Consider the following 20813-nt stretch of genomic DNA (forward strand, 5'->3'; position numbering starts at 1 on the left):
CATCATGTTGAAGATCGACAACCTCGCAGTGAGCAAAGAACTCGGCCGCGCTGAAATGGGCGCTATCGTTGGCGGCGCAAGCATCTTCCAGAACAACGGCGTCAACTACAACTCGGTGAGCGGCTTCGCCTTCGCCAGCCCGCAAACCAACGTCGCGCCGGTGACGCAAGTGGATGCTTCGACGCACACGAATGTCGATCTGACCAACGTCACGAAGTCGCTCGACGCGGTCGGCAGCCTGCTCGGCGGCGTGAAGGTGTAAGCATCGACCCTCGAAGGGAGAAGGAACCACGACGTTTCCTTCTCCCTCTCTTCGCATTTCCGCTTCGTCATCGATTTGCAGGCCCTCGCGCGCAACGCGCGGATTCACGCGGCCGTCCTCGCTCCAAATTCTCGTCCTAAGGGCAATCGCCTGGAAGCTCGTGCGCGCGCATTCGGTGCTGCGTTTCTGCGTCTACATGCGCCGGAACATGACCGAATCGATTCTGTAGCCGTCGATCGAGTTGTCAGTCCCACGCCGACACGTTCCGGCGATGTGTCTTCCGCTATCCGACGAATCGATCGGGCCGATACTTCGCCAATCGCTCGCGCATTTCTCATCGAACATTTATTTGCCTTCGTTTTCAACGAGTTGGATTAACCGAACAGATCTTCCATATCTTGCTGGCACGCCCCTCGCATATAGATATGCGAGCGCAACGATTGGTGCTCTCATCCAACCACACAGTCCCAGGAGACACATCATGCTGAAGATCGAAAACCTCGCAGTTAGCAAAGAACTCGGCCGCGCTGAAATGGGCGCCATCGTCGGCGGCGCGAGCATCTTCCAGAACAACGGCGTCAACTACAACTCGGTGAGTGGCTTCGCGTTCGCCAGCCCGCAAACCAATGTCGCCCCGGTGACGCAAGTGGATGCTTCGACGCACACGAACGTCGATCTGACCAACGTCACGAAGTCGCTGTCGTCGGTCGGCAGCCTGCTCGAAGGCGTGAAGGTGTAAGACACACAGCTTCATTCAAGGGAGAAGGAACGATTTCCTTCTCCCTTTTTCTCGTTTCTGCTCCCCTGCGACGCTCTACGCGAGTGTCCACATCACGTTATAAATAATTCGGGTTCCGAATTATTATCCCGCGCTGTCGATTTCGACGAAAACATCTCTTGCAGCTTGCGCGCTCATCCGGTCGCTCTATGCACCGCGGTTCGGCTTCATAGCGCCTGTTCGCTACACACCGACTGATCGTGCCTAACTGTTTTTCTGCGACCGACAGCTAGTCCCGAGCCGTCGAGTCTAAATCACCTCGCGAATCGGATCTGAAATTATTTTTCTATTAAAAATCAACGGATTATCGCGATGTGGCCGAGCTTCCAACGCCGCCTGGCACAGCCCTCGCATATGTAGCTGCGAGCGCAACGATTAATGCTCAACCAACCCACCCAGTCCAGGAGAACCATCATGTTGAAGATCGAAAACCTCGCAGTCAGCAAAGAACTCGGCCGTGCTGAAATGGGCGCCATCGTCGGCGGTGCAAGCATCTTCCAGAACAACGGCATCAACGCCAACTCCATCAGCGGCTTCGCTTTCGCCAGCCCGCAAACCAACGTCGCTCCCGTGACGCAAGTCGATGCCTCGCAACACACCGACGTCGACGTGAAGAACATCACCAAGTCGCTCTCGTCCATCGGCAGCCTGCTCGGCGGCGTCGCGGTCTGATAACTCGTCTCATCCCAAACCACACACTCATCCGGAGAACCATCATGTTGAAGATCGACAACCTCGCAGTCAGCAAAGAACTCGGCCGCGCTGAAATGGGCGCCATCGTTGGCGGCGCGAGCATCTTCCAGAACAACGGCATCAACGCCAACTCCATCAGTGGCTTCGCCTTCGCCAGCCCGCAGACCAACGTCGCTCCCGTGACGCAGGTCGATGCCTCGCAACACACCGACGTCGACGTGAAGAACATCACCAAGTCGCTCTCGTCGGTCGGCAGCCTGCTCGGCGGCGTCGCGGTCTGATAACTCGTCTCATCCCAAACCACACACTCATTCGGAGAACCATCATGTTGAAGATCGACAACCTCGCAGTCAGCAAAGAACTCGGCCGCGCTGAAATGGGCGCCATCGTCGGCGGTGCAAGCATCTTCCAGAACAACGGCATCAACGCCAACTCCATCAGCGGCTTCGCCTTCGCCAGCCCGCAAACCAACGTCGCCCCGGTGACGCAAGTGGATGCCTCGACGCACACGAACGTCGATCTGACCAACGTCACGAAGTCGCTGTCGTCGGTCGGCAGCCTGCTCGAAGGCGTGAAGGTATAAGACGAATCGCTTCATCCAAGGGAGAAGGAACGATTTCCTTCTCCCTTTTTCTCGTTTCTTCCCCACTGCGACGCTCTACTCGAGTGTCCGCATCGCATTGTAAATAATTCGGTTTCCGAATTATTATCCCGCACCGTCGATTCTTAAGAAAGCGAGTTCACGCTTTCATCGGGTCCCTCTACGCGCCGCGGTTTGCCTTCCTCCGTGCCTGTTCGCCTAACACCGACAGATCATGTCCTTATGTTTTTCTTCGACCAACATCTAGTCCGGCGTCTTCAGCGCGAAGTCGCCTCATAAAGGCGAAGATCAAATTATTTTTCTATTAAAAATCAACGCATTAGAGCGATTCGGTCGAGCTTCCAACTCTGCCTGGCACAGCCCTCGCATATGTAGCTGCGAGCGCAACGAACCTCTCCTCACGCTTCGGTGCCGGCGCGAAGAGATCATCGGCAAGCAACTAGCCTGAAAGACACCGGTTCCCGCGCAAATCACCTCGGCGCAGACACCACTTCCAGCGCCACCAGATTCGACACGTAGCGCCCCGCCTTGCTGTCAGCCGGAATCACGAGCCGGGCAAAGCCGGTTCCGGGCAATGCCGCACCGTTCATCGCATAGGCGACGATATCCGGCTGATTGCCGAAATCCGGCGATAACTCCGCAAGCGAAATCACCACGCGATAACCATCGCTGCCAGTCGCGATCACATAGAAGCCCAGCAGGTCGTTCTTGGCCGTCGCACTGGTCTGAACGCCCGCCGCGTCGATCAGGTTCCACAAACTCACACCCGTATAGGTATTCGCGCCGATGGTCCGCGTGACGGCAGGCAGCGCCTGCAGGGCGGCCATGTCGAAGGTTGCCGGATGCGCCACCGCTCCGCTCAACTGGAATTGCGTGGTGGTTCCGCCGCCGCTCGCCGTGACCTGAGAAACCGCCGTGCCGACTTGCAGCTTCACGAGATTGGAAACGTAGCGTCCGCCCTTGACGTCGCCCGGCGCGGTCACACGCAGCGGACCATCCGTCGATGTGAGCGCGGCGCTGACGCCGTTCACCGTCTCGGCGTAGACCACCTGATTGCCGCGATTGCCGAAGTCCGGGCTCAACTCGCCCATCGCGAACAGCGCGCGGTAGTTGTCGCTGCCGGTCGCCACCACGTATTTCGCGAGCACGTCGTTGTGCACGGCCGGGTTGGTCACGATGCCGACCTGGTTCAGCAAGGTCCACAGACTCGCGCCGGTATAGACGTGGGTTTGCTGACCGGTGCCACTGCCGAACGAAACCGTCTGCGTGCTGGCCGGTAGCGCCTGGACCTGTGCAAGCGTGAAATTCGTCGATGCCGTCACGTCGCCCGACACCGACAAAACAGTCTGCGACGAGGTGCCGTTGTCGTCGCCGCCACCACACGAGGTTGCCGCAATCGGCAGCAGCGCCAGCGAACACAGCAGCGCGGCCAGACGCTTTACGTCACGTGAAAATCCCATCGGTCAGCTCCCTGAAATATCGGACACGTTATATCGGCATGAATACAGCGAGCGACGTTCGCAGAATTTCAGGCAATTGGCAATGCGTGGTAGCGACTAGGGGCACGGCGCGCTCTGTCATGCGGCCTCCCCCGGTCGCGCGCCGATTTCAGCGCACGGTTATCATCGGCTTCGTCATCCTTCCGAGCGTGAAGCCATGAGCACTCTTCCTTACCGCAGCGCCCTCATCATCGGTGCCGGAAGCGGCATCAGCGGTTCTCTGACCCGGCGTCTGCGCGCCGAGAATATTCCGGTCGTCATCGCGGCGCGCAACGTCGACAAGCTGTCGGCGCTCGTCGATGAAACCGGCGCAATCGCGCTGCCCGTCGATGCATCCGATGCCGACCAGACGGCCGCGCTCTTCGCCGAAACCGATGCGCGCATCGGCGCGCCGGAAATCGTCATCTACAACGCGAGCGGGCGCGTTCGCGGGCCCATCGCGGAACTCGACGCCGCGGCGGTCGAACAGGCTGTCGCCGTCTCGGCGTTCGGCGCGTTCCACGCGGTGCAGCAGGCGGCGCGACGCATGATCCCGGCGGCCAAAGGCGCGATCCTGCTGACGGGCGCGACCGCGGGCGTCAAGGGATTCGCGCTGTCCGCGCCGTTCGCGATGGGCAAGTTCGCGTTGCGCGGCCTCGCGCAGAGCGCCGCGCGGGAACTCGCGCCGAAGGGGATTCACGTCGCGCATTTCGTCATCGACGGCGGCGTGCGCTCCGATCAACGCGCCGATCCGCCCGACGCGCCGGACAGCACGCTCGACCCCGACGCCATCGCGCAGACCTATATCGATGTGCTGCGCCAGCAACGCAGCGCGTGGGCCTGGGAAATCGAGCTGCGGCCGTGGGTGGAAAAGTTCTGAGCGCCTCAGGTCTCGTCAGCGCCGCCCGCCCGTATCTGCTTCACCCCGCGCCCGAGCCGCCGCCGCAACAGCGTGCGCAACGTCGCGCCGTCGACATAGCCGACCTCGGCGGCGATGGCCTCGATATCGAGCCGGCTCGAACGCAGCAGATGCACCGCCCGCTCCACGCGAAGATCCTGGAAATACGACAGCGGCGACTTGCCGAGCACCGCCTCGATGCGCCGCTGCAAGGTGCGCGTACTCGTCGCGAGCGCGTGCGCGGCGGCGTCGAGCGAAAAACCCTGCGCGAGCCGCCCGCGTGCCCAACGCTCGAAGCGCTCGACCAGCGGGTCGGCGCGCGCCAGATGATCCGGAATCATGTAAGGCGCCTGCGAAGGACGCGCGTCCACGATCAGGTAACGCGCCACCGTCGCGGCCAGCGCGGGACTCGCCTGATTCATCAGCCAGAGCGCGAGATCGAGATGGCCCATCGCGGCGCCCGCCGTCGCGAATTCGCCCGATGGCACGACCATGCGTCCGCTGTCGAGGCGCACGTCGGGATAGCGCTGTCGGAACAACGGCGCGAGCCACCAGCTCGTGGTGGCCTCGTGACCGTCGAGCAAGCCGGATTCCGCCAGCACGAACGTGCCGATACACGCCGCCGCGATCTTCACGCCGTCCGCGTGATTTTCCGCGAGCAACTGCATGGCGTCTTTCACGTCGCGGCGGGCGAGCGCCGGCAGCAGTTGAGCGGGCATCTTGGTCGCGGGCGCAGGCACGATCAGCCAGTCGGGCCGCGCCATCGCGCTCGCGGATTTGACCGGCACGCGCATGCCGAGCGCGGTGCGCACGTCGCGCCGCACGCCGATCAGTTCGATCTCGAAGCGCGGACCGACGCCCGGCTCCAGCATCTCCGCCAGCTCGTTCGCGGTGGTGAAGGCGTCGAGCACAGCGGACAGCGCCGTATCGAATACGCCGTCGAGGGCGAGAACTGTCGTGCGCATGGCGTAAATGATTCTAAAAGTGTCATTTCCGACAATAGCCGCGACGCGTCGATCTGTCTAGAGTGACGGTTATCCGATTCATTACACGGAGCAGACATGAGCCTTCCGATGCAAACGGCACTCGACCGCCCGATCTGGACCGCGCTGACGACGAGACAGGCGCATCTCGGCCTGGGCGACACGCTCGCGCGGCGCTTTCATCCGGACGTCGCGCCTTTCGCGGCGGTCGCGTCGGAAACGCCGGACGCGTGGCGCGCGCTGCACGCGCTGTTGCAGCCCGGCGAGCAGGTCGCCATGCTGTCGGCGGATACGGTCGCGGCCATCGATACCTTGCAGGCGAAGCGCGTCGGCACGATTCATCAGATGGTCGCGATGCAGCGCTTCACGCAAAGCATCGACGACAGCGACGTGATCGACCTCGGCCCCGCCGATGTCGACGACATGCTCGCGCTCGTGCAACGCACCAAGCCGGGCCCGTTCGGCAAGCGCACGCGCGAGATGGGTCACTACATCGGAATTCGCGAGCGGGGAGAACTCATCGCGATGGCGGGCGAACGCATGGCCATCGAAGGTCATGTCGAGATCAGCGCGGTATGTGTCGACGAACGCTGTCGCGGACGCGGTCTCGCCGGCCGGCTGATGAACATCCTGCGCAAGGAAATCGGGCTACGCGGCGAAACGCCGTTTCTGCACGTGTTCAGTCACAACGAGAGCGCCATCGCCCTGTATGAACGGCTCGGCTTCGAATTGCGTCACGCGTTCGCGCTCACGCAGATCAGTCAGGCCGAATCCGGAAACAGGTGTTGATGCAGGAAGTCGACGAACACGCGCACCTTCGGCGGCGTCATGCGCCCTGACGGCCAGAGCGCGCGAAACGGAATGCGGTCCGCCGTGAAATCGCGCAGGACGGCGACGAGCGAGCCATCCGCGAGTTGCGCGCGCACGGCATAGTCGGGCACGCTGGTAAGACCCAGGCCCTGCTCCGCCAGCGCGATGAGCGGCTCGACCGCGCTCGCGATGGCCGTCGACGGAAGTTCCACGTCGAAGGGCGCGCCATCGCGCACGAAGGTCCAGCGCCTGAGACGTCCCGTGCGCGAGAAGCGATGCTGAAGGCACGCGTGCGCGCCGAGCATCTCGGGCGTCGCGGGCACGCCGCGCGCTTCGAGATAATCCGGCGAGCCGACGATCAGATGCGTGTAATGCCCGAGCGTGCGCATCGTGAGTTGCGAATCGATTGCGTCGCCGGTGCGCAGCACGACATCGAAACCATCGTCGATGACATCGACGAGACGGTCGCTGAAATCGATATCGAGCTGCACTTCGGGATACGCGTGCATGAACGCCGACAGCACCGGCATCAGCAGCGTGCCGACGAGCGGAATGCTCACGCGCAGGCGGCCCATCGGCTTCGCGCGCGATATCGCCAGTTCGGATTCGGCCTCTTCGATCTCGCCGAGAATGCGCTGGCAACGCGCGAGAAATAGTTCGCCCTCGGGCGTGAGACGCACGCTGCGCGTGCTGCGATGAAAGAGCCGCACGCCGACGCGCGTTTCCAGCCGCGCGACAGCCTTGCCGATCGCCGATGCCGAAAGCCCGAGTTGCCGCCCCGCTTCCGCGAAGCTCAGCGTTTCCGCCGCGCGCGTGAAGACGACCATGCCGCTCATGTGGTCCAGCGCGCCGGGCGCGCGCGCGGCGGCTGCGCTGGTCGCGCTTGCGGTCGGCGTCTCGTTCATCGCAAGGCTCTCCGTCATTCCGACGATCCGATCCCCATGAATCGACGCGACGCATACGATGCCTGCGCGCGATCGATCAGTTCGTGCATGCGCACGGCATCGGCGAACGTGGGCGCGTCATGCGTGCCGTTCGCCACGTCATGCGCAAAGGCCCAGTACAGCTCGGCCAGTTCCAGCACGGCGGAAGGCAAGCCCGATTCCGGCAATCGATGATAACGCTCCGGCGGCACATCGAGCGGCGCGAGCGGCGCCTTGTCGCCATGCGCGCCGACGATGCGGTAATCGTCGCCGACATCGCCGAACGCGGACGTATTCGTGATGCGCAAGTCGCCTTCCGTTCCGGTGATGTCGATCTGCACGCCCGACCCGTTGCGCTTGCCGCCCTCGATATGCACCGACAGCACCGCATCGCCGTTCAGCATGCCCGCGAGCACGAGTTGATCGGGCGCGCTCGTTTGCATCGACACGCCGCTCTCCCTGATCGTGACGAGCGGAAACTGATTCGGCGTGAACGCCGCGATCGACACGGGCCAATCGGTCGCGTGGAGCAGCATGTCGAGAAAATGGCCGCCGTAAATCGACACGATCGACGAGAAGTTCTCGGGCGGCACGGTCCATTCGAGCGCGCGCGAGCGCATCGCCTGGAAGTAATTCACGCTGACGTGCATGCGCACGGAGCGCAGTTCGCCGACATAGCCTTGCCCGATCAGATCGCGCACATAACGATTGTGCGACGCGAGCCGCCGCTGCAAGCCGACGACATGCCGCACGCCGCGCGCTTCGGCCAGCGCGAGCAGTTCCTGCGATTGCGCGAGCGTGGTGGTGAGCGGCCATTCGCAGTAGACGTCCTTGCCGGCGGCGATCACGCGCTTCACCGTGTCCGCGTGCTGCGGCGCCGTGTTGAGCACGACGACGAGATCGATATCGTCGCTTTCGACGAGTTCATCGATCGATGCCGCCACGCGCCCGATCCGGTACTCGCGCGCTGCATCCTCCGCAGCCTCGCGCCGATGGCTGTACACGGCCTGCAGCGTGTAGTGCGGCAGCAGATCGAGCACCCGCAGATGCCCATGCCGCGCCCAGTTGCCGACGCCGATCACGCCCACGCGCAACGGAGCGATGTGTGTTGTTTCCATGATGTTTCCAATGTCCGAAAGGTGGCGTGGATTATCGGAACGGCAGTCGGGCGGATAAATGCCGCAACAGCGACATGACTGTTCTGCTCACCCAAACAATCGCCGCTTCGCCGCCACGGCTGGGCGAGGCGCGATTGCGGACACGCGTGTCCGGGGTGCCTGAACTCGCGGGCGGTTTTTCTCGGGGCGCGCCGCGTCTACAGTCCGGGTCAAGCGTCGCCGGTCGTCGGCGTCACGCAACAGCTACCCGGAATTGTGGAGAAACGAAATGTCCAAACTGTTTTCGCACGTCAAAGTCGGCTCGTATGAATTCGGCCATCGCGTCGTCCTCGCCCCGCTCACCCGCATGCGTGCCGAATCGGGCGCGCGTCCCGGCCCGCTGATGGCCGAATACTACGCACAGCGCACTTCGCCCGGCGCGCTCCTGATTGGCGAAGCGACCATCGCCGCGCCGGAAGGCAACGGCTATCTCGGCGCGCCCGGCCTGTACGACGACAGCCAGATCGCCGGATGGCAAGCCGTCACCGATGCCGTGCACGCAAAGGGCGGCCGCATCTTTCTTCAGCTTTATCACGCAGGGCGTCAGTCGAACGCGCAGTTGCAGCCCGATGGCGGCCGCCCGGTCGGGCCGTCGGAAGTGCCGCACGGCGGCGTCGCGTACACCGAGGCCGGCTGGGTGCCGAACACGCCGAATCGCGCGCTCGAAACTTCGGAGATCGAGGGCATCGTCGAAAGTTTTCGCGCGGCGGCGGAACGCGGCGTCGCGGCGGGCTTCGATGGCGTCGAACTGCATGCGGCCAACGGCTATCTCTTCGACCAGTTCCTTCAGGACGGCAGCAACCGTCGCACCGACGCATACGGCGGCACGATCGAAAATCGCGCGCGCCTGCTGCTCGATACGGCGCGCGCCGTGATCGGCGTCTGGGGCGCGGACAAGGTCGCGGTGCGACTCGGGCCGAGCGGTTCGTGGGGCGATATGTCCGACAGCGATCCGCAGGCGCTCTTCGCCTACGTCGCGACGGAGCTCGACAAGCTCGGCATCGCGTATCTGCATCTGATCGAGCCGCGCATCGCGGGCAATGTCGAGGATGAGACGCGCGATCAGACGCCGCTGGCGGCGAAGTCGCTGCGCGCGCATTTCCGTGGCCCGATCATCGTCGCGGGCGGCTTCGACGGCGCCAGCGCCGAAGCGATCCTCCAGTCCGGCGACGCCGATCTGGTCGCGTTCGGCCGCCACTTCATCGCCAATCCCGATCTGCCGGAGCGCCTGCGCAAGCACCTGCCGCTCAATCCCTACGATCGCGCGACCTTCTTCGGCGGCACGGATGCGGGCTACACCGACTATCCGTTCCTCGACGAGCAAGCCATCGCCGCGTGATATCGCCGGAGTTCCCAACATGACTACGTCTTCGTCCAGCGCCAGCCGGCGCTGGCTCGCGGTGCTTTCCATCGCGCTCGGCTCGTTCGCTTTCGTGACGACCGAATACATGCCCGTCGGCGTGCTGCCGGCGATCGCGTCGGATCTCGGCGTCACGCCCGGCACGGCTGGCCTGATGACCACGACGCCGGGCATCATCGCCGCGATCTCAGCGCCCGTTCTGCTGCTCGTCGCGGGACGCCTGAACCGGCGGCTGATCCTGCTTCTGCTGTCGATCGCGCTCGTTGCATCGAACGTCGTCTCGGCGTTCGCGACCGACTTCACGACGATGCTCGCCGGCCGCGCCCTGCTCGGCATCAGCCTCGGCGGATTCTGGACCGTCGCGCTCGGCGTCTCGGGACAGATCGTCGCGGAAGAAGACAGCGCCCGCGCGAGCGCGACCATCTTCATGGGCATCACGCTCGCGACGGTCATCGGCGTGCCGCTCGGGACGTTCATCGCGGGATTGTCGTCGTGGCGCGTGTCGTTCTTCGCGACGGCCGCGCTCGCGCTCGCCGCGCTGCTCCTTCAGGCGATGCTGCTGCCCGACTTGCCGCCGCGCGCCGCCGCACGCATCGGCGATTTCGGCCGCATGCTCGCGCGCACGACCGTGTTGCGCAGCCTGCTGCTCGTTGCGTTGCTGTTCGGCGCGCACTTTTGCGCCTACACGTATATCGCGCCGTTTCTCGAAGTCGACGCCGTGCTCGGCGCGGCCTGGGTCACCGCGCTGCTGCTCGGTTTCGGCATCGTCGGCTTCCTGTCGAACTTCGTCGCGTCGGCGTTCGTGAAGTCGCATCCGCGTCTCGCGCTCGCTGCGACGACCGCGCTCGTCATCGCGTCGCTGCTCGCGCTGCCGGCCTTCGCGCACGTTGCGGGCGCGGTCGTGGCGGGCGTGCTCGCGTGGGGCATCGCGTATGGCGCGATTCCGCTGTGCCTGAGCGTGTGGATGCAACTGACAGCGCCGAAGCAGCCGGAAGCGGCATCGGCGCTCTTCGTCAGCGCGGTGCAGACCGCGATCGCGGCGGGCTCGCTCGCGGGCGGCATCGCGGTCGATCACGCGGGCGCGACCGGCGCGATGCATCTCGGCGTGCTGCTCTCGGCGCTCGGGCTGGCCGTGCTCGCATCGTTCGGCACGAAGCGGCACACGCTCGCCGCCGTGCTCGGCCGATGATCGCTCACACGGCGCGGTCGAGCCAGGCGCGCCAGCCGCCGTATCGTGTGATGTCGACGGCGCCTTCGAGCGCATGCGCCTCGCACACGAAGCCGGTTTCCCAGCGGCCGTCCGCAAGTTCGACCTTGCCGAGCGCGAGCGGCGCGGGAATGCCCGCGAGGAAGGAGCCGACCTCCGCGCTCGGCAACGTCCACACTTCGACCGCGATCGCCGCGCCGTTCGCTTCGTCGCGTGTCATGCCGGGCCGCTGAACCGCACCGCCCGCGAGCGCGTAAAGGCGATAGCGCGGCGCGCTCGATGTCGCTTCGACGAGGCGCGCGCCGCGTGCGGTCAGTTGCCCGTTCAGCGGCAAGCCCGCGAGATGCGCGCCGCACACGACGAGCTTCATCGTGTCGTCACGCGCGGCGTGTGCGGCCGCATCCGTGTCCTGGCGCGCGCCGCCGACGAGCAACACGTCGAGCTTGCGATGCAATGCATCGGCGACGCTCAGCAGATATTGATCCGTGAAGGCGCGGCCAAAAAACGTCACGCCCCACGGCAGGCCGTTGCGCATGAAACCTGCGGGCGTCGCGATGGCGGCGTAATCGAGCAGATTCATGAAGTTCGTGTAATGCCCGAGCAGCGAGTTCGCACCGATCGGATCGCGCTCCAGCTCGGCGAGCGTGACCGCGCGCGGAATCGACGGCGTCAGCACGCAATCGAGATCCGCGAGCACGGCGTCGCAGCGCTGCTTCAATGCCTGAAGCTTGTACTGCGCGCGAAACGCATCGACGGCGGTCGCGCCCGGCGCTTTCGCGAGCACGTCGCGAATCACGGGCAACACGGCATCCGGCTGCGACTCCATCAGCGCGCCGGCGACGCTATAGCGCTCCGCGACCCACGGCCCTTCGTAGAGCAGGCGCGCGGCTTCGAGGAAAGGCGCGAAGTCGATGTCGATCGCCTCGCCGCCGAGCGCTTCGAGCGCCGCGCGTGCGTTGGCGAAAAGCGCGGGACTTTCATCGCAACCCGCGAATTCGAGCTGACGCGGCACGCCGAAGCGAAAGCGCGCGACCTTGCCGAACGCCGCTCCATCGTTCCATTGCGGATTCGCGCGACTGTACGCATCGGCGGGATCGTGGGCGGCCGTGAGCGCGAGCAGCGTGCTCGCCTCGCTCGCGCTCGCGGTGAAATACGTCACGCAGTCGAGCGTGCGGCACGCGGGCACGACGCCCGCCGTCGACAACAGGCCCTTCGTCCCCTTAGTGCCGACGAGATTGTTCAGCGCGGCGGGCACGCGGCCCGATCCGGCAGTATCGGTGCCGAGCGCGAAGCTCGCGACGCCCAGCGCGACAGCCAGCGACGACCCCGCGCTCGATCCGCCCGACGGATAGTCCGCCAGCACGCTATTGCGGCACCTGCCGTAGGGCGAGCGCGTGCCGTTCAGGCCGGTCGCGAACTGGTCGAGATTGGTCTTGCCGATGGGCACCGCGCCGAGCGCGATCAGCTGCGCGACGAGCGTCGCCGACTGCTCCGGCGTGTATGCGAACGCGGGGCACGCGGCCGTCGTCGGCACGAGCGCGAGATCGATGTTGTCCTTGATCGCGAACGGCACGCCGTAGAGCGGCAGCGAATCGATATCGCGTGCATCAAGCGTCGCGAGATACGGCTCGATTTCGTCATCGTTCAACAGATGAATGAAGAGCCGATAGTCGGGGTTCAACTCAGCCGCACGCGTGCGCAACGCGCCGATCAGCGCGCGCGGCGTCGTGCGGCCTTCGCGATATGCGGCGCGCAGTGCGGGAAGACGCAGGTCGAATGAATCCATGTCCGATGATTCCTTGTTGATATGAAATGCTTCAAGCGCGCTGTTCGATCACGACGACGCGCTGCCCCGCGCGAACCGACGAACCCGGCGCGACATGAATCTCGCCGATGATGCCCGCGCACGGCGCGATCACCGATATCTCCATCTTCATCGACTCGATGACGACGAGCACGTCGCCCGCTTCGACGCTCGCGCCGGCCTCGACGCGCACCTGCCACAGATTGCCCGCGATCTCGCTATCGACGGCGATCTGGCCATCGGCGAGCGGTGCGATCTCCGCATCGACGGCGACGGGTGCATCGAGCGCCGTTTCGTCGCTGCCCGCTTCGTGCCAGCGTTGCCGCTCGTCCTGAAACGCCGCTTGCTGATGCGCGCGAAACTGCGCGATGCCGTCTGCTTCGCGATCGAGAAAGGCCTGATAGTCGGCGAGAGACAGCTCTGTCTCCTCGATCTTCAACGGATAGCGTCCGAGCGGAAACGTCTCGCGTATGCGCAGCAGTTCATCACTGGAGACTTCGTAGAATCGAATCTGATCGAAGAAGCGCAACAGATACGGACGTCCCGCGAAATCCGCGACTTCGCGATAGCGGTTCCACATCTGCAACGTGCGTCCGACGAACTGATACCCGCCCGGCCCTTCCATGCCGTACACGCACAGATACGCGCCGCCGATGCCGACCGAGTTCTCCGCCGTCCACGTGCGCGCCGGGTTGTATTTCGTCGTCACGAGCCGGTGACGCGGATCGAGCGGCGTCGCGACCGGCGCGCCGAGATAGACATCGCCCAGGCCCATCACGAGATAGCGCGCATCGAAGACGACGCGCTTCACGTCATCGATCGAATCGAGCCCGTTGATGCGGCGGATGAACTCCAGGTTGCTCGGGCACCACGGCGCATCCTTGCGCACGGTGGTCATGTACTTGTCGATGGCGAGCTGGCACGCGGGATCGTCCCACGACAGCGGCAGATGCACGACGCGCGACGGCACGCGCAGGTCCTTTTGCAGCAGCACGCTGCGCCATGCCGACGCGACATGTTCCAGCAGCGTGTCGAGCGGCAATCGTTCCGGCTGATAGTGAACTTGCAGCGAGCGGATGCCCGGCGTCAGATCGACGACGCCCGGCAATTCCGATGCTTCGAGCGATTGCATCAACGCATGGCCGCGAAAGCGCAGCACGAGATCGAGTTCGGGCGGACCGAGTTCGAGCAGCAGATGCGTGTCGCCGGAGAGGCGCGCGACGAGCCGTTCATCGTCATCACCGATGTCGAGCACGACCGGCGATTGCAATGTCGTTTGCGGCACGGGGTCCGTGCGTGCGGTCGCGATATCCACGGGAACGAAGCGCACCTTGTCGCCCGCCTTCAACTGGCCGATCTGCCAAAGGTCCGCCTCGATCACCGTGACCGGACACACGAAGCCGCCGAGGCTCGGACCATCGGGACCGAGAATCACGGGCATGTCGCCGGTGAAATCGATCGCGCCGACGGCATACGGATTGTCGTGAATGTTCGACGGATGCAGCCCCGCTTCGCCGCCATCGGCACGCGCCCATTCGGGCTTCGGACCGATGAGGCGCACACCTGTGCGGCTCGAATTGAAATGGACTTCCCAGTCGGTGTCGAGGAAGCGGTCGATATAGGACGCCGTGAAGTATTCCGGCGCGCCGTGCGGACCGTAGATCACGCGCAGCACGCGCACATCGTCGAGACGATGCACGAGTGAATCGGACAACGTCGCGCCTGCTTCGCGGTTCGTGAGCCCATGAACATGCAGCACGTCGCCCGCACGCAATGCACGCCCGCCATGCCCGCCGAACTGGCCGAGCGTGAACGTGCTGCGGCTGCCGAGATAGCGCGCGACATCGAGCCCGCCGCGCACGCACAGATACGCTCGCGCGCCCGCGCCGCGGATCGTGCCGAGCGCGAGCGTCGAGCCGGCCGCGACGAGAAATGTCGTGTTCATCGGCTGCGCGATGTCGTCGAGCATGACGGGCAAAGTTGCGCCCGTCACCGCCACGATCGCATCCGTATTGAAGCGCAGCGTCGGACCGCTCATCGTGATTTCGAGCGCGGCGGCATCTTCGTCGTTGGCGAGCAGGCGATTGCCGAGGCGCAGCGCGCGATCGTCCATCGGACCGGAAGGCGGCACGCCCACCGCCCAATAGCCCGGCCTTCCCGGATAGTCCTGCACGGTCGTTTGCGTGCCGCCGCTCAGCACTTCGAATGTCGATGCGCGATAGCGCAAGCCTTCGAGACAACGCGTCCACGGATGACCGCTCGCGAACGGCGTATCCGCGAGAATCTGCCGCAGATAGCCGCGATTCGTTTCGACGCCGTAGATGCGCGTCGCGTCGAGCGCGGCATCGAGCGCATGACGCGCGGCGTCGCGCGTCGGTTGCCATGCGATCAGCTTCGCGAGCATCGGATCGAACCACGGCGGCACCTCGCAACCGGCTTCGATCCATGTGTCGATGCGAAGCGCGCGGCCATCGGATGATGGAAACGACACATCGGTGAGCAATCCCGGACAGGGCTTGAAATCGCGGCCCGGATCTTCGGCATAGAGACGCGCCTGGATCGCATGGCCGCGCGGTTCGAGATCGCGAGCGAGCGTGTCGAGCGAGGGCAAGGTGCCCGCTGCAAGCTCGATCATCCAGCGCACCAGATCGACGCCCCACACCTGTTCCGTCACGCCATGCTCCACCTGCAGGCGCGTGTTCACTTCGAGGAAATAGAAGCGCGCCGCCTCGCTGTCGTAGACGAATTCGACCGTGCCCGCCGAACGATACGACACTGCACGCGCAAGCCGGATCGCGGCTTCGCAGAGCGCGGCTGCCATGCCTTCGGGGAGATTCGGCGCGGGCGTTTCTTCGAGCACTTTCTGGTTGCGCCGCTGCACCGAACAGTCGCGCACGCCGAGCGCGATGGCGTCGCCCTTGCCGTCGCCGAACACCTGCACTTCGAGATGCCGCGCGCGTTCGATGTACTTCTCCAGGAACACGCCCGCATCGCTGAAATTGTTCTGACCCAGTCGCTTGACGATATCGAACTGCGCGGCAAGCTCGTCGGCGCTACGGCATACGCGCATGCCGATACCGCCGCCGCCCGCGGTGCTCTTCAGCATCACCGGATAACCGATGCGTTGCGCCGCTTCGAGCGCGGCGTCGATGTCATCCAGGAGGCCGGTGCCTTCGAGCATCGGGACGCCTTCTTCAGCGGCGATCGCGCGCGCGGTGTGCTTGAGGCCGAAGGCGCGCAACTGCGCGGGCGTCGGTCCGATGAACGCGACGCCGGCCGCTTCGCATGCTTCTGCAAACGACGCGTTCTCCGACAGAAAGCCGTAGCCCGGATGAATCGCCTGCACGCCTTCTTCGCGCGCGATAGCGAGAATCTTCGCGATGTCGAGATAGGTGATGCTCGCGGCGCCATCGCCGAGACTGCATGCGGTATCGGCGAGACTGACATGGCGGCTCGCGCGATCCGCTTCGCTATAGACGGCGACACCGGTGACATTCAGCTCGCGCAGCGTGCGCAAAATGCGGCACGCGATCGCGCCGCGATTCGCGATGAGGACTTTGTCGAACATGAGTGGATGTTCAATGCGTGGGCGGGCCGTCCCGCCACGTGAGCATGCATGCCGGGGTCGTCCCCGGCAGGTTGGCGTTCATCAGTGCCTGGCGCGGCCTTCGAACTGCAGCAGACGCTGCGCGCGCGCTTTCATCACCGTGTAGAGCCAGCGGCGCAAGGTGCTCAGTTCCATATCGTCAGCTCCGCCGGAGTCGGGTTATACGCGTTGCACGGATTGTTCAGTTGCGGGCAGTTCGAGATCAGCACGATCACGTCCATCTCGGCGCGCAGTTCGACGTACTTTCCCGCGCCCGAAATGCCATCCTCGAACGTGAGGCCGCCTTCGGCCGTCACCGGCACGTTCATGAAGAAGTTGATGTTCGCGGCGATGTCGCGCTTCGAGAGCCTGCCATCGTGCGCACAGGCTCGCAGATAGTTATCCCTGCAACTGTGCATGTAGCGCTTCTCCAGCGCGTAGCGCACCGTGTTGCTTTCCTGCGCGCATGCGCCGCCGAGCGTGTCGTGCCGCCCGCATGTGTCCGCGATGATCGTCAGCATCGGATTGCCGAGATTCGAATAGAGCACGGTTCCCGTCGTCAGATAGAGGCTTTGCTGACGGCGCAGCGTGCGTTGCGCGTCGTAGCGCTCGCGCGGATCTGCGGCGCTGTAGAAGAGCGTATCGATGGCCTGATTGCCTTCGACGTCGCGGATGCGCAGCGTCTGCCCCGCTTTCAGTTCCTTGAGCCACGGTTCGCCCGCGGGCAAGGTCTCGCGAAAGATCGCGTTGACTGGATCGAGCGTGCTGGCCGTGAGATTGGATGTCGTCATGCGCGTCTCTCGCTCAGAGAAAGAATCGTTCGGTGTTGATGAAGCCGCGCGCGTTTTCATCGCACGATGCGCGGCAGATTTCCGCGACTTGTGCATCCGCATTGCTCAGTGCGAGCTTCACGGGCTTTGGCGCGTATTCGGGATTCGGGTCGAGCGGATGCTGGATCGCCGTCAGCACGACGAGCGTGTTCATCGGCGCATACAGTTCGATATAGTCGCCCGCCTGCGAATTGCCCTGCACGAAGTGCAACGCGCCCGCATCGGTCACGTCGACGCGGCTGAATAGATTCAGCGTCATCAGCAAGTCCGCGATGCCGAGGCCCCATTTGCCTAGTTCGACAAGCAGGTTATCCGTGCCGTTGCGATAGAACGCGTTGCGCAGTTCCTGATAGCGGCCTTCGCCATACTTCTCGAATACTTCCGCCGCATTCGATACGCCGGCCAGGCTGTCGTGCCATCCGCACGTATCCGCGACGATCGCCGCCAGCACGCGCCCCATGTCGGAATAGAGGCAATGCCCTTTGGTCAGCTTCGCGGTGTGCTGGCATTTGAGCGTATCGGGCAGGTTCAGACGCTCGCTCTTTTCGGCGGCATTGAAAAGCAGCATCGCGACGTTCGCGCCGCCGCGCACGTCGGTGATGCGCAGCAACTGGCCGCGCTTCATGATCAGCGATGCATGGCCGCCGCCGGGAATCGTTTCTTCGAGCAGGATTTCGTTCATGTGTTATGTCCTTTCGATCATGCGGGCACGGCGAGCAGCGGCGGAACCTCCATCGCCGGTTGCGCTTCGCGCACGCCGTTGCGTTCGAGCGGAATGTCGTAAGTGATGCGCGCGCCGTATGCCTGCGGCGCTTGCGGATCGATGCGCACCTTGTCGAATACCAGCACGCGACTGCCGAGCGTGAAGCCTTCCTTCAGGTCGTGCGTGACCATGAAGACGGTCAGCTTCGCTTCGCGCCAGAGGCTCGTCAGCAGTTCGTGCATGTCGCGGCGGATGCCCGGATCGAGCGCGCCGAAGGGTTCGTCGAGCAGCAGCACGCGCGGCTTCATCACGAGCGCCTGCGCGAGCGCGAGACGTTGCTGCATGCCGCCCGAGAGTTGATGCGGATATTTGTCGAGCGAATCCGCAAGACCGACGCGCGCGAGCATCGCGACGGCTTCATCGCGTGCGAGACGGCGGCGCGCGCCGAACAGACGTCCCGTGAAACGCGCATGCGGCAGCTCGAGCCCGAGCATCACGTTGCGCAACACGGTCAGATGCGGGAACACCGAATAGCGTTGATACACGACGCCGCGATGCGGGTCCGGCTCGCTCGGCAATGGCTCGCCGTCGAGCAATATCTCGCCGCGCGTCGGACGTTCCTGGCCGAGCAGCATGCGCAGAAACGTCGACTTCCCGCAGCCCGACGCACCGACCATCGAGCAGAACTCGCCTTCCGCGATGCGCAGATTGAGCCGCTCCAGCACGACCTGATCGTCGTATTGCTTCCACAGGTTGCGGATCTCGATCATGCGCGGCCTCCGCGACCTTCCTGATACCAGGGGAACGCCCATTGCGTGAGACGACGCAGCGCTTCGTCGATGAGCCATGCGAGCAGCGTGATCCACGCGACATACGGCAGAATCACGTCCATCGCGAGATAGCGGCGCACGAGGAAGATGCGATAGCCGAGACCATCCGTCGATGCAATCGCTTCCGCCGCAATCAGGAAGAGCCACGCGGAACACAACGCGAGCCGCAGCGCGATCAACAGACGCGGCAGCAGTTGCGGCACGATCACCCGCAAGATCAACGTCCAGCTCGATGCGCCGAGCGTCTGCGCCTTGATCCACAACTCCTCGGGAATATCGCGCGTGCGCTGTTGCAGATCGCGGATCATCATCGGCGTGATGCCGATCACGATCAGCACGACCTTCGACAGTTCATCGAGGCCGAACACGATGAACAGAATCGGCAGGACGGCGAGCGGCGGGATCATCGATATCACCGTGATGAACGGCGACAGCGTCGCGCCAACAAGCGGAATGCTGCCCGTCACGATGCCGAACACGAGCGCGATGGCCGCACTCGCGACGAGCCCGATGCCGAGCCGCTTCATGCTCGATACCGTGTCGCTCAGCATCAGATGCTCGCCCGTGCGCTTGTCCTCCGTGAACGCGTACTCGTTGAGCGCGGCCTTCATCTGCGTGGCGGACGGCAGCAGCTTGTCGTCGGGATTCGCCTGCAGGCGAATCGACGAGCCCGTGAAATACACCGCGATGAGCACGATGAACGGCAGCAGCAACAGCATCAGACTGCCGGTGCGGCCGGGGTGTCGGTTGATGAGCCGCATGGGCCTCTCCTCTTCAGAACGCCGCGCCGCTCACAGCTTGCCTTGCGCGGCCATGCGCACGTAGGTCGGATCGAAACGCAGCTTCAGATTGCTCTTGCTGCCGACGACCACGTTGTTCTCGAACGCCATGCCGACCGCGCCCGCGTTCGGCGCGCCCTTGCCGAGCAGACCGTGATCGAACGAGAACTGCGCGACGCGCGTCATGATCTTCGGCATGTTCGGGCTCGTCGCGAAGTCGAGCGCCTGTTGCGGCGTGTAGAACAGCGCGGTGGTCGAGAGCTGCGACTTGTAGCCGGCGAGATCGGTGCCCGATGCCTTGGCCATCGATGTAAGCGCGGCCTCGCTATCCGGCGACGTTCCGTGCATCGTCTGCATGATCTCGAACCATGCGCCGGTAAGTGCTTTACCGAGCGCGGGGTTGTCGTGCAGCGTCTTCGTGTTGACGACCATCATGTCCATGATCTCGCCGGGAATACGGCTCGAATCGAACACTTCGGTGACGTTGGGCTTCGCCTTGAGATCGGCGAGCATCGGGTTCCATGTGACCGCGTTGTGCACGTCGGCGGTTGCGAATGCGCCGGAGATATCGGCATCGGACGTGTTGACGGTCTTGATGTCGCGCTCGCTCATCCCTGCCGATTCGAGCGCGCGCGCGAGCAGATAGTGCGACACCGAAAGCTCGACGAGATTGACCGGCTGGCCCTTGAGATCGGCGACCTTCTTGCCCGCGCCCTTGATGAGCACGCCGTCGTTGCCGTTGGAGTAATCGCTGACGATCAGCGCGGTGCTGTCCACGCCGCCCGTCGCCGGGATGGTCAGCGCGTCCATGTTGGTCATCGCGCAGCCGTCGAACTTGCCGGCGGTGTATTGATTGATCGATTCGATGTAGTCGTTGAGCTGCACGACATCGACATTGATGCCGTACTTCTTCGCCCACTTGGACATGATGCCCTGAGTCTTCGCGTAGCCCCACGGCATCCAGCCGGCGTAGATGGTCCAGCAGACCTTGAAGTCCTTGCGGGCCTGAGCGAATGAAGGCGTGGAGAAGCAGACGGAGAGAGCGACGGCGGCAGCGGCGAGAAAACGGACGCGCATGAGGTTGACCTCGCATTGAACGGTTATCGACGGCAGGAGCGGCGCGACGCATCG

At 64.2% G+C, this 20813-nt stretch carries 20 protein-coding genes; 9 read left to right on the plus strand and 11 right to left on the minus strand.

Annotated features, from left to right (window positions below; genetic code table 11):
- Positions 1–4 precede the first annotated feature (4 nt).
- From IAG25_RS22860 to IAG25_RS22880, 5 genes are all read left to right on the plus strand, one after another.
- Positions 5–262: a hypothetical protein gene (locus IAG25_RS22860; RefSeq protein WP_187606882.1), complete on the plus strand. Its 258-nt coding sequence runs from the start codon at positions 5–7 to the stop codon at positions 260–262.
- 481 nt (positions 263–743) lie between these two features.
- The gene (locus IAG25_RS22865) at positions 744–1001 is read left to right on the plus strand and encodes a hypothetical protein (RefSeq protein ID WP_187606883.1); all 258 of its coding nucleotides are present in this window, start codon (positions 744–746) and stop codon (positions 999–1001) included.
- Between the two features lie 453 nt (positions 1002–1454).
- The gene (locus IAG25_RS22870; protein ID WP_035511911.1) at positions 1455–1712 is read left to right on the plus strand and encodes a hypothetical protein; all 258 of its coding nucleotides are present in this window, start codon (positions 1455–1457) and stop codon (positions 1710–1712) included.
- A 44-nt stretch (positions 1713–1756) separates the two neighbouring features.
- On the plus strand, positions 1757–2014 hold the full coding sequence (locus tag IAG25_RS22875) for a hypothetical protein (protein ID WP_187606884.1): 258 nt from the start codon (positions 1757–1759) through the stop codon (positions 2012–2014).
- Positions 2015–2058: 44 nt separating this feature from the next.
- On the plus strand, positions 2059–2316 hold the full coding sequence (locus IAG25_RS22880) for a hypothetical protein (protein WP_035511913.1): 258 nt from the start codon (positions 2059–2061) through the stop codon (positions 2314–2316).
- 488 nt (positions 2317–2804) lie between these two features.
- Here the strand turns inward: IAG25_RS22880 and IAG25_RS22885 are convergent, their stop codons facing one another.
- Positions 2805–3794: a molybdopterin-dependent oxidoreductase gene (locus IAG25_RS22885; RefSeq protein WP_187606885.1), complete on the minus strand. Its 990-nt coding sequence runs from the start codon at positions 3792–3794 to the stop codon at positions 2805–2807.
- 196 nt (positions 3795–3990) lie between these two features.
- Here IAG25_RS22885 and IAG25_RS22890 point away from each other — a divergent pair, with 196 nt between their 5' ends.
- Positions 3991–4692, plus strand: coding sequence for an SDR family NAD(P)-dependent oxidoreductase (locus IAG25_RS22890; RefSeq protein ID WP_187606886.1), 702 nt, complete (start codon positions 3991–3993; stop codon positions 4690–4692).
- A gap of 5 nt (positions 4693–4697) precedes the next feature.
- Here the strand turns inward: IAG25_RS22890 and IAG25_RS22895 are convergent, their stop codons facing one another.
- Entirely contained in the window at positions 4698–5675 is a 978-nt protein-coding gene (locus tag IAG25_RS22895; protein ID WP_187606887.1) for a GlxA family transcriptional regulator, read from the minus strand.
- A gap of 96 nt (positions 5676–5771) precedes the next feature.
- On the opposite strand from IAG25_RS22895, the gene IAG25_RS22900 reads away from it, so the two are divergent.
- Entirely contained in the window at positions 5772–6482 is a 711-nt protein-coding gene (locus IAG25_RS22900) for a GNAT family N-acetyltransferase (RefSeq protein ID WP_187606888.1), read from the plus strand.
- Here IAG25_RS22900 and IAG25_RS22905 read toward each other — a convergent pair.
- Positions 6455–7348, minus strand: coding sequence for a LysR family transcriptional regulator (locus IAG25_RS22905; protein WP_222946624.1), 894 nt, complete (start codon positions 7346–7348; stop codon positions 6455–6457). The genes IAG25_RS22900 and IAG25_RS22905 overlap by 28 nt on opposite strands.
- A 74-nt stretch (positions 7349–7422) precedes the next feature.
- On the minus strand, positions 7423–8544 hold the full coding sequence (locus IAG25_RS22910) for a Gfo/Idh/MocA family protein (RefSeq protein WP_187606890.1): 1122 nt from the start codon (positions 8542–8544) through the stop codon (positions 7423–7425).
- Between the two features lie 268 nt (positions 8545–8812).
- Between IAG25_RS22910 and IAG25_RS22915 the strand changes: the two genes are divergently transcribed.
- The gene (locus IAG25_RS22915) at positions 8813–9922 is read left to right on the plus strand and encodes an alkene reductase (RefSeq protein ID WP_187606891.1); all 1110 of its coding nucleotides are present in this window, start codon (positions 8813–8815) and stop codon (positions 9920–9922) included.
- A 19-nt stretch (positions 9923–9941) separates the two neighbouring features.
- A complete protein-coding gene (locus IAG25_RS22920) occupies positions 9942–11132 on the plus strand; it encodes an MFS transporter (protein ID WP_187606892.1) in 1191 nt (396 codons plus the stop codon).
- Positions 11133–11136: 4 nt separating this feature from the next.
- On the opposite strand, the gene atzF is transcribed toward IAG25_RS22920, so the two are convergent.
- The 7 genes from atzF to IAG25_RS22955 all read right to left on the minus strand — a co-directional run bounded on the left by atzF (position 11137) and on the right by IAG25_RS22955 (position 20759).
- Positions 11137–12936, minus strand: coding sequence for an allophanate hydrolase (gene atzF / locus IAG25_RS22925; RefSeq protein ID WP_187606893.1), 1800 nt, complete (start codon positions 12934–12936; stop codon positions 11137–11139).
- Between the two features lie 31 nt (positions 12937–12967).
- Entirely contained in the window at positions 12968–16522 is a 3555-nt protein-coding gene (uca, locus tag IAG25_RS22930) for an urea carboxylase (RefSeq protein WP_187606894.1), read from the minus strand.
- A gap of 164 nt (positions 16523–16686) precedes the next feature.
- Positions 16687–17331 (minus strand): urea amidolyase associated protein UAAP2, encoded by a 645-nt coding sequence (locus IAG25_RS22935; RefSeq protein WP_035511453.1) that lies wholly within the window; start codon positions 17329–17331, stop codon positions 16687–16689.
- A gap of 13 nt (positions 17332–17344) precedes the next feature.
- Positions 17345–18052: an urea amidolyase associated protein UAAP1 gene (locus IAG25_RS22940; protein ID WP_187606895.1), complete on the minus strand. Its 708-nt coding sequence runs from the start codon at positions 18050–18052 to the stop codon at positions 17345–17347.
- Positions 18053–18069: 17 nt separating this feature from the next.
- Complete coding sequence (locus tag IAG25_RS22945) at positions 18070–18843, minus strand: ABC transporter ATP-binding protein (RefSeq protein ID WP_187606896.1); 774 nt, start codon at positions 18841–18843, stop codon at positions 18070–18072.
- Positions 18840–19664, minus strand: coding sequence for an ABC transporter permease (locus IAG25_RS22950; RefSeq protein WP_187606897.1), 825 nt, complete (start codon positions 19662–19664; stop codon positions 18840–18842). The genes IAG25_RS22945 and IAG25_RS22950 overlap by 4 nt, the downstream gene beginning before the upstream one ends.
- A gap of 30 nt (positions 19665–19694) precedes the next feature.
- Positions 19695–20759 carry a putative urea ABC transporter substrate-binding protein gene (locus tag IAG25_RS22955; protein WP_035511463.1) on the minus strand — a complete coding sequence of 355 codons (1065 nt, stop codon included), beginning with the start codon at positions 20757–20759 and terminating at the stop codon, positions 19695–19697.
- Between the last annotated feature and the right edge of the window lie 54 nt (positions 20760–20813).

Origin of the sequence: Caballeronia sp. EK (assembly GCF_014384845.1) — a bacterium.
Classification (GTDB): domain Bacteria; phylum Pseudomonadota; class Gammaproteobacteria; order Burkholderiales; family Burkholderiaceae; genus Caballeronia; species Caballeronia jiangsuensis.

Coding starts and splice junctions, on each gene's coding strand:
- IAG25_RS22860 (WP_187606882.1), top strand. CDS start 5: ATGTTGAAGATCGACAACCTCGCAGTGAGCAAAGAACTCGGCCGCGCT.
- IAG25_RS22865 (WP_187606883.1), top strand. CDS start 744: ATGCTGAAGATCGAAAACCTCGCAGTTAGCAAAGAACTCGGCCGCGCT.
- IAG25_RS22870 (WP_035511911.1), top strand. CDS start 1,455: ATGTTGAAGATCGAAAACCTCGCAGTCAGCAAAGAACTCGGCCGTGCT.
- IAG25_RS22875 (WP_187606884.1), top strand. CDS start 1,757: ATGTTGAAGATCGACAACCTCGCAGTCAGCAAAGAACTCGGCCGCGCT.
- IAG25_RS22880 (WP_035511913.1), top strand. CDS start 2,059: ATGTTGAAGATCGACAACCTCGCAGTCAGCAAAGAACTCGGCCGCGCT.
- IAG25_RS22885 (WP_187606885.1), bottom strand. CDS start 3,794: ATGGGATTTTCACGTGACGTAAAGCGTCTGGCCGCGCTGCTGTGTTCG.
- IAG25_RS22890 (WP_187606886.1), top strand. CDS start 3,991: ATGAGCACTCTTCCTTACCGCAGCGCCCTCATCATCGGTGCCGGAAGC.
- IAG25_RS22895 (WP_187606887.1), bottom strand. CDS start 5,675: ATGCGCACGACAGTTCTCGCCCTCGACGGCGTATTCGATACGGCGCTG.
- IAG25_RS22900 (WP_187606888.1), top strand. CDS start 5,772: ATGAGCCTTCCGATGCAAACGGCACTCGACCGCCCGATCTGGACCGCG.
- IAG25_RS22910 (WP_187606890.1), bottom strand. CDS start 8,544: ATGGAAACAACACACATCGCTCCGTTGCGCGTGGGCGTGATCGGCGTC.
- IAG25_RS22915 (WP_187606891.1), top strand. CDS start 8,813: ATGTCCAAACTGTTTTCGCACGTCAAAGTCGGCTCGTATGAATTCGGC.
- IAG25_RS22920 (WP_187606892.1), top strand. CDS start 9,942: ATGACTACGTCTTCGTCCAGCGCCAGCCGGCGCTGGCTCGCGGTGCTT.
- atzF (WP_187606893.1), bottom strand. CDS start 12,936: ATGGATTCATTCGACCTGCGTCTTCCCGCACTGCGCGCCGCATATCGC.
- uca (WP_187606894.1), bottom strand. CDS start 16,522: ATGTTCGACAAAGTCCTCATCGCGAATCGCGGCGCGATCGCGTGCCGC.
- IAG25_RS22935 (WP_035511453.1), bottom strand. CDS start 17,331: ATGACGACATCCAATCTCACGGCCAGCACGCTCGATCCAGTCAACGCG.
- IAG25_RS22940 (WP_187606895.1), bottom strand. CDS start 18,052: ATGAACGAAATCCTGCTCGAAGAAACGATTCCCGGCGGCGGCCATGCA.
- IAG25_RS22945 (WP_187606896.1), bottom strand. CDS start 18,843: ATGATCGAGATCCGCAACCTGTGGAAGCAATACGACGATCAGGTCGTG.
- IAG25_RS22950 (WP_187606897.1), bottom strand. CDS start 19,664: ATGCGGCTCATCAACCGACACCCCGGCCGCACCGGCAGTCTGATGCTG.
- IAG25_RS22955 (WP_035511463.1), bottom strand. CDS start 20,759: ATGCGCGTCCGTTTTCTCGCCGCTGCCGCCGTCGCTCTCTCCGTCTGC.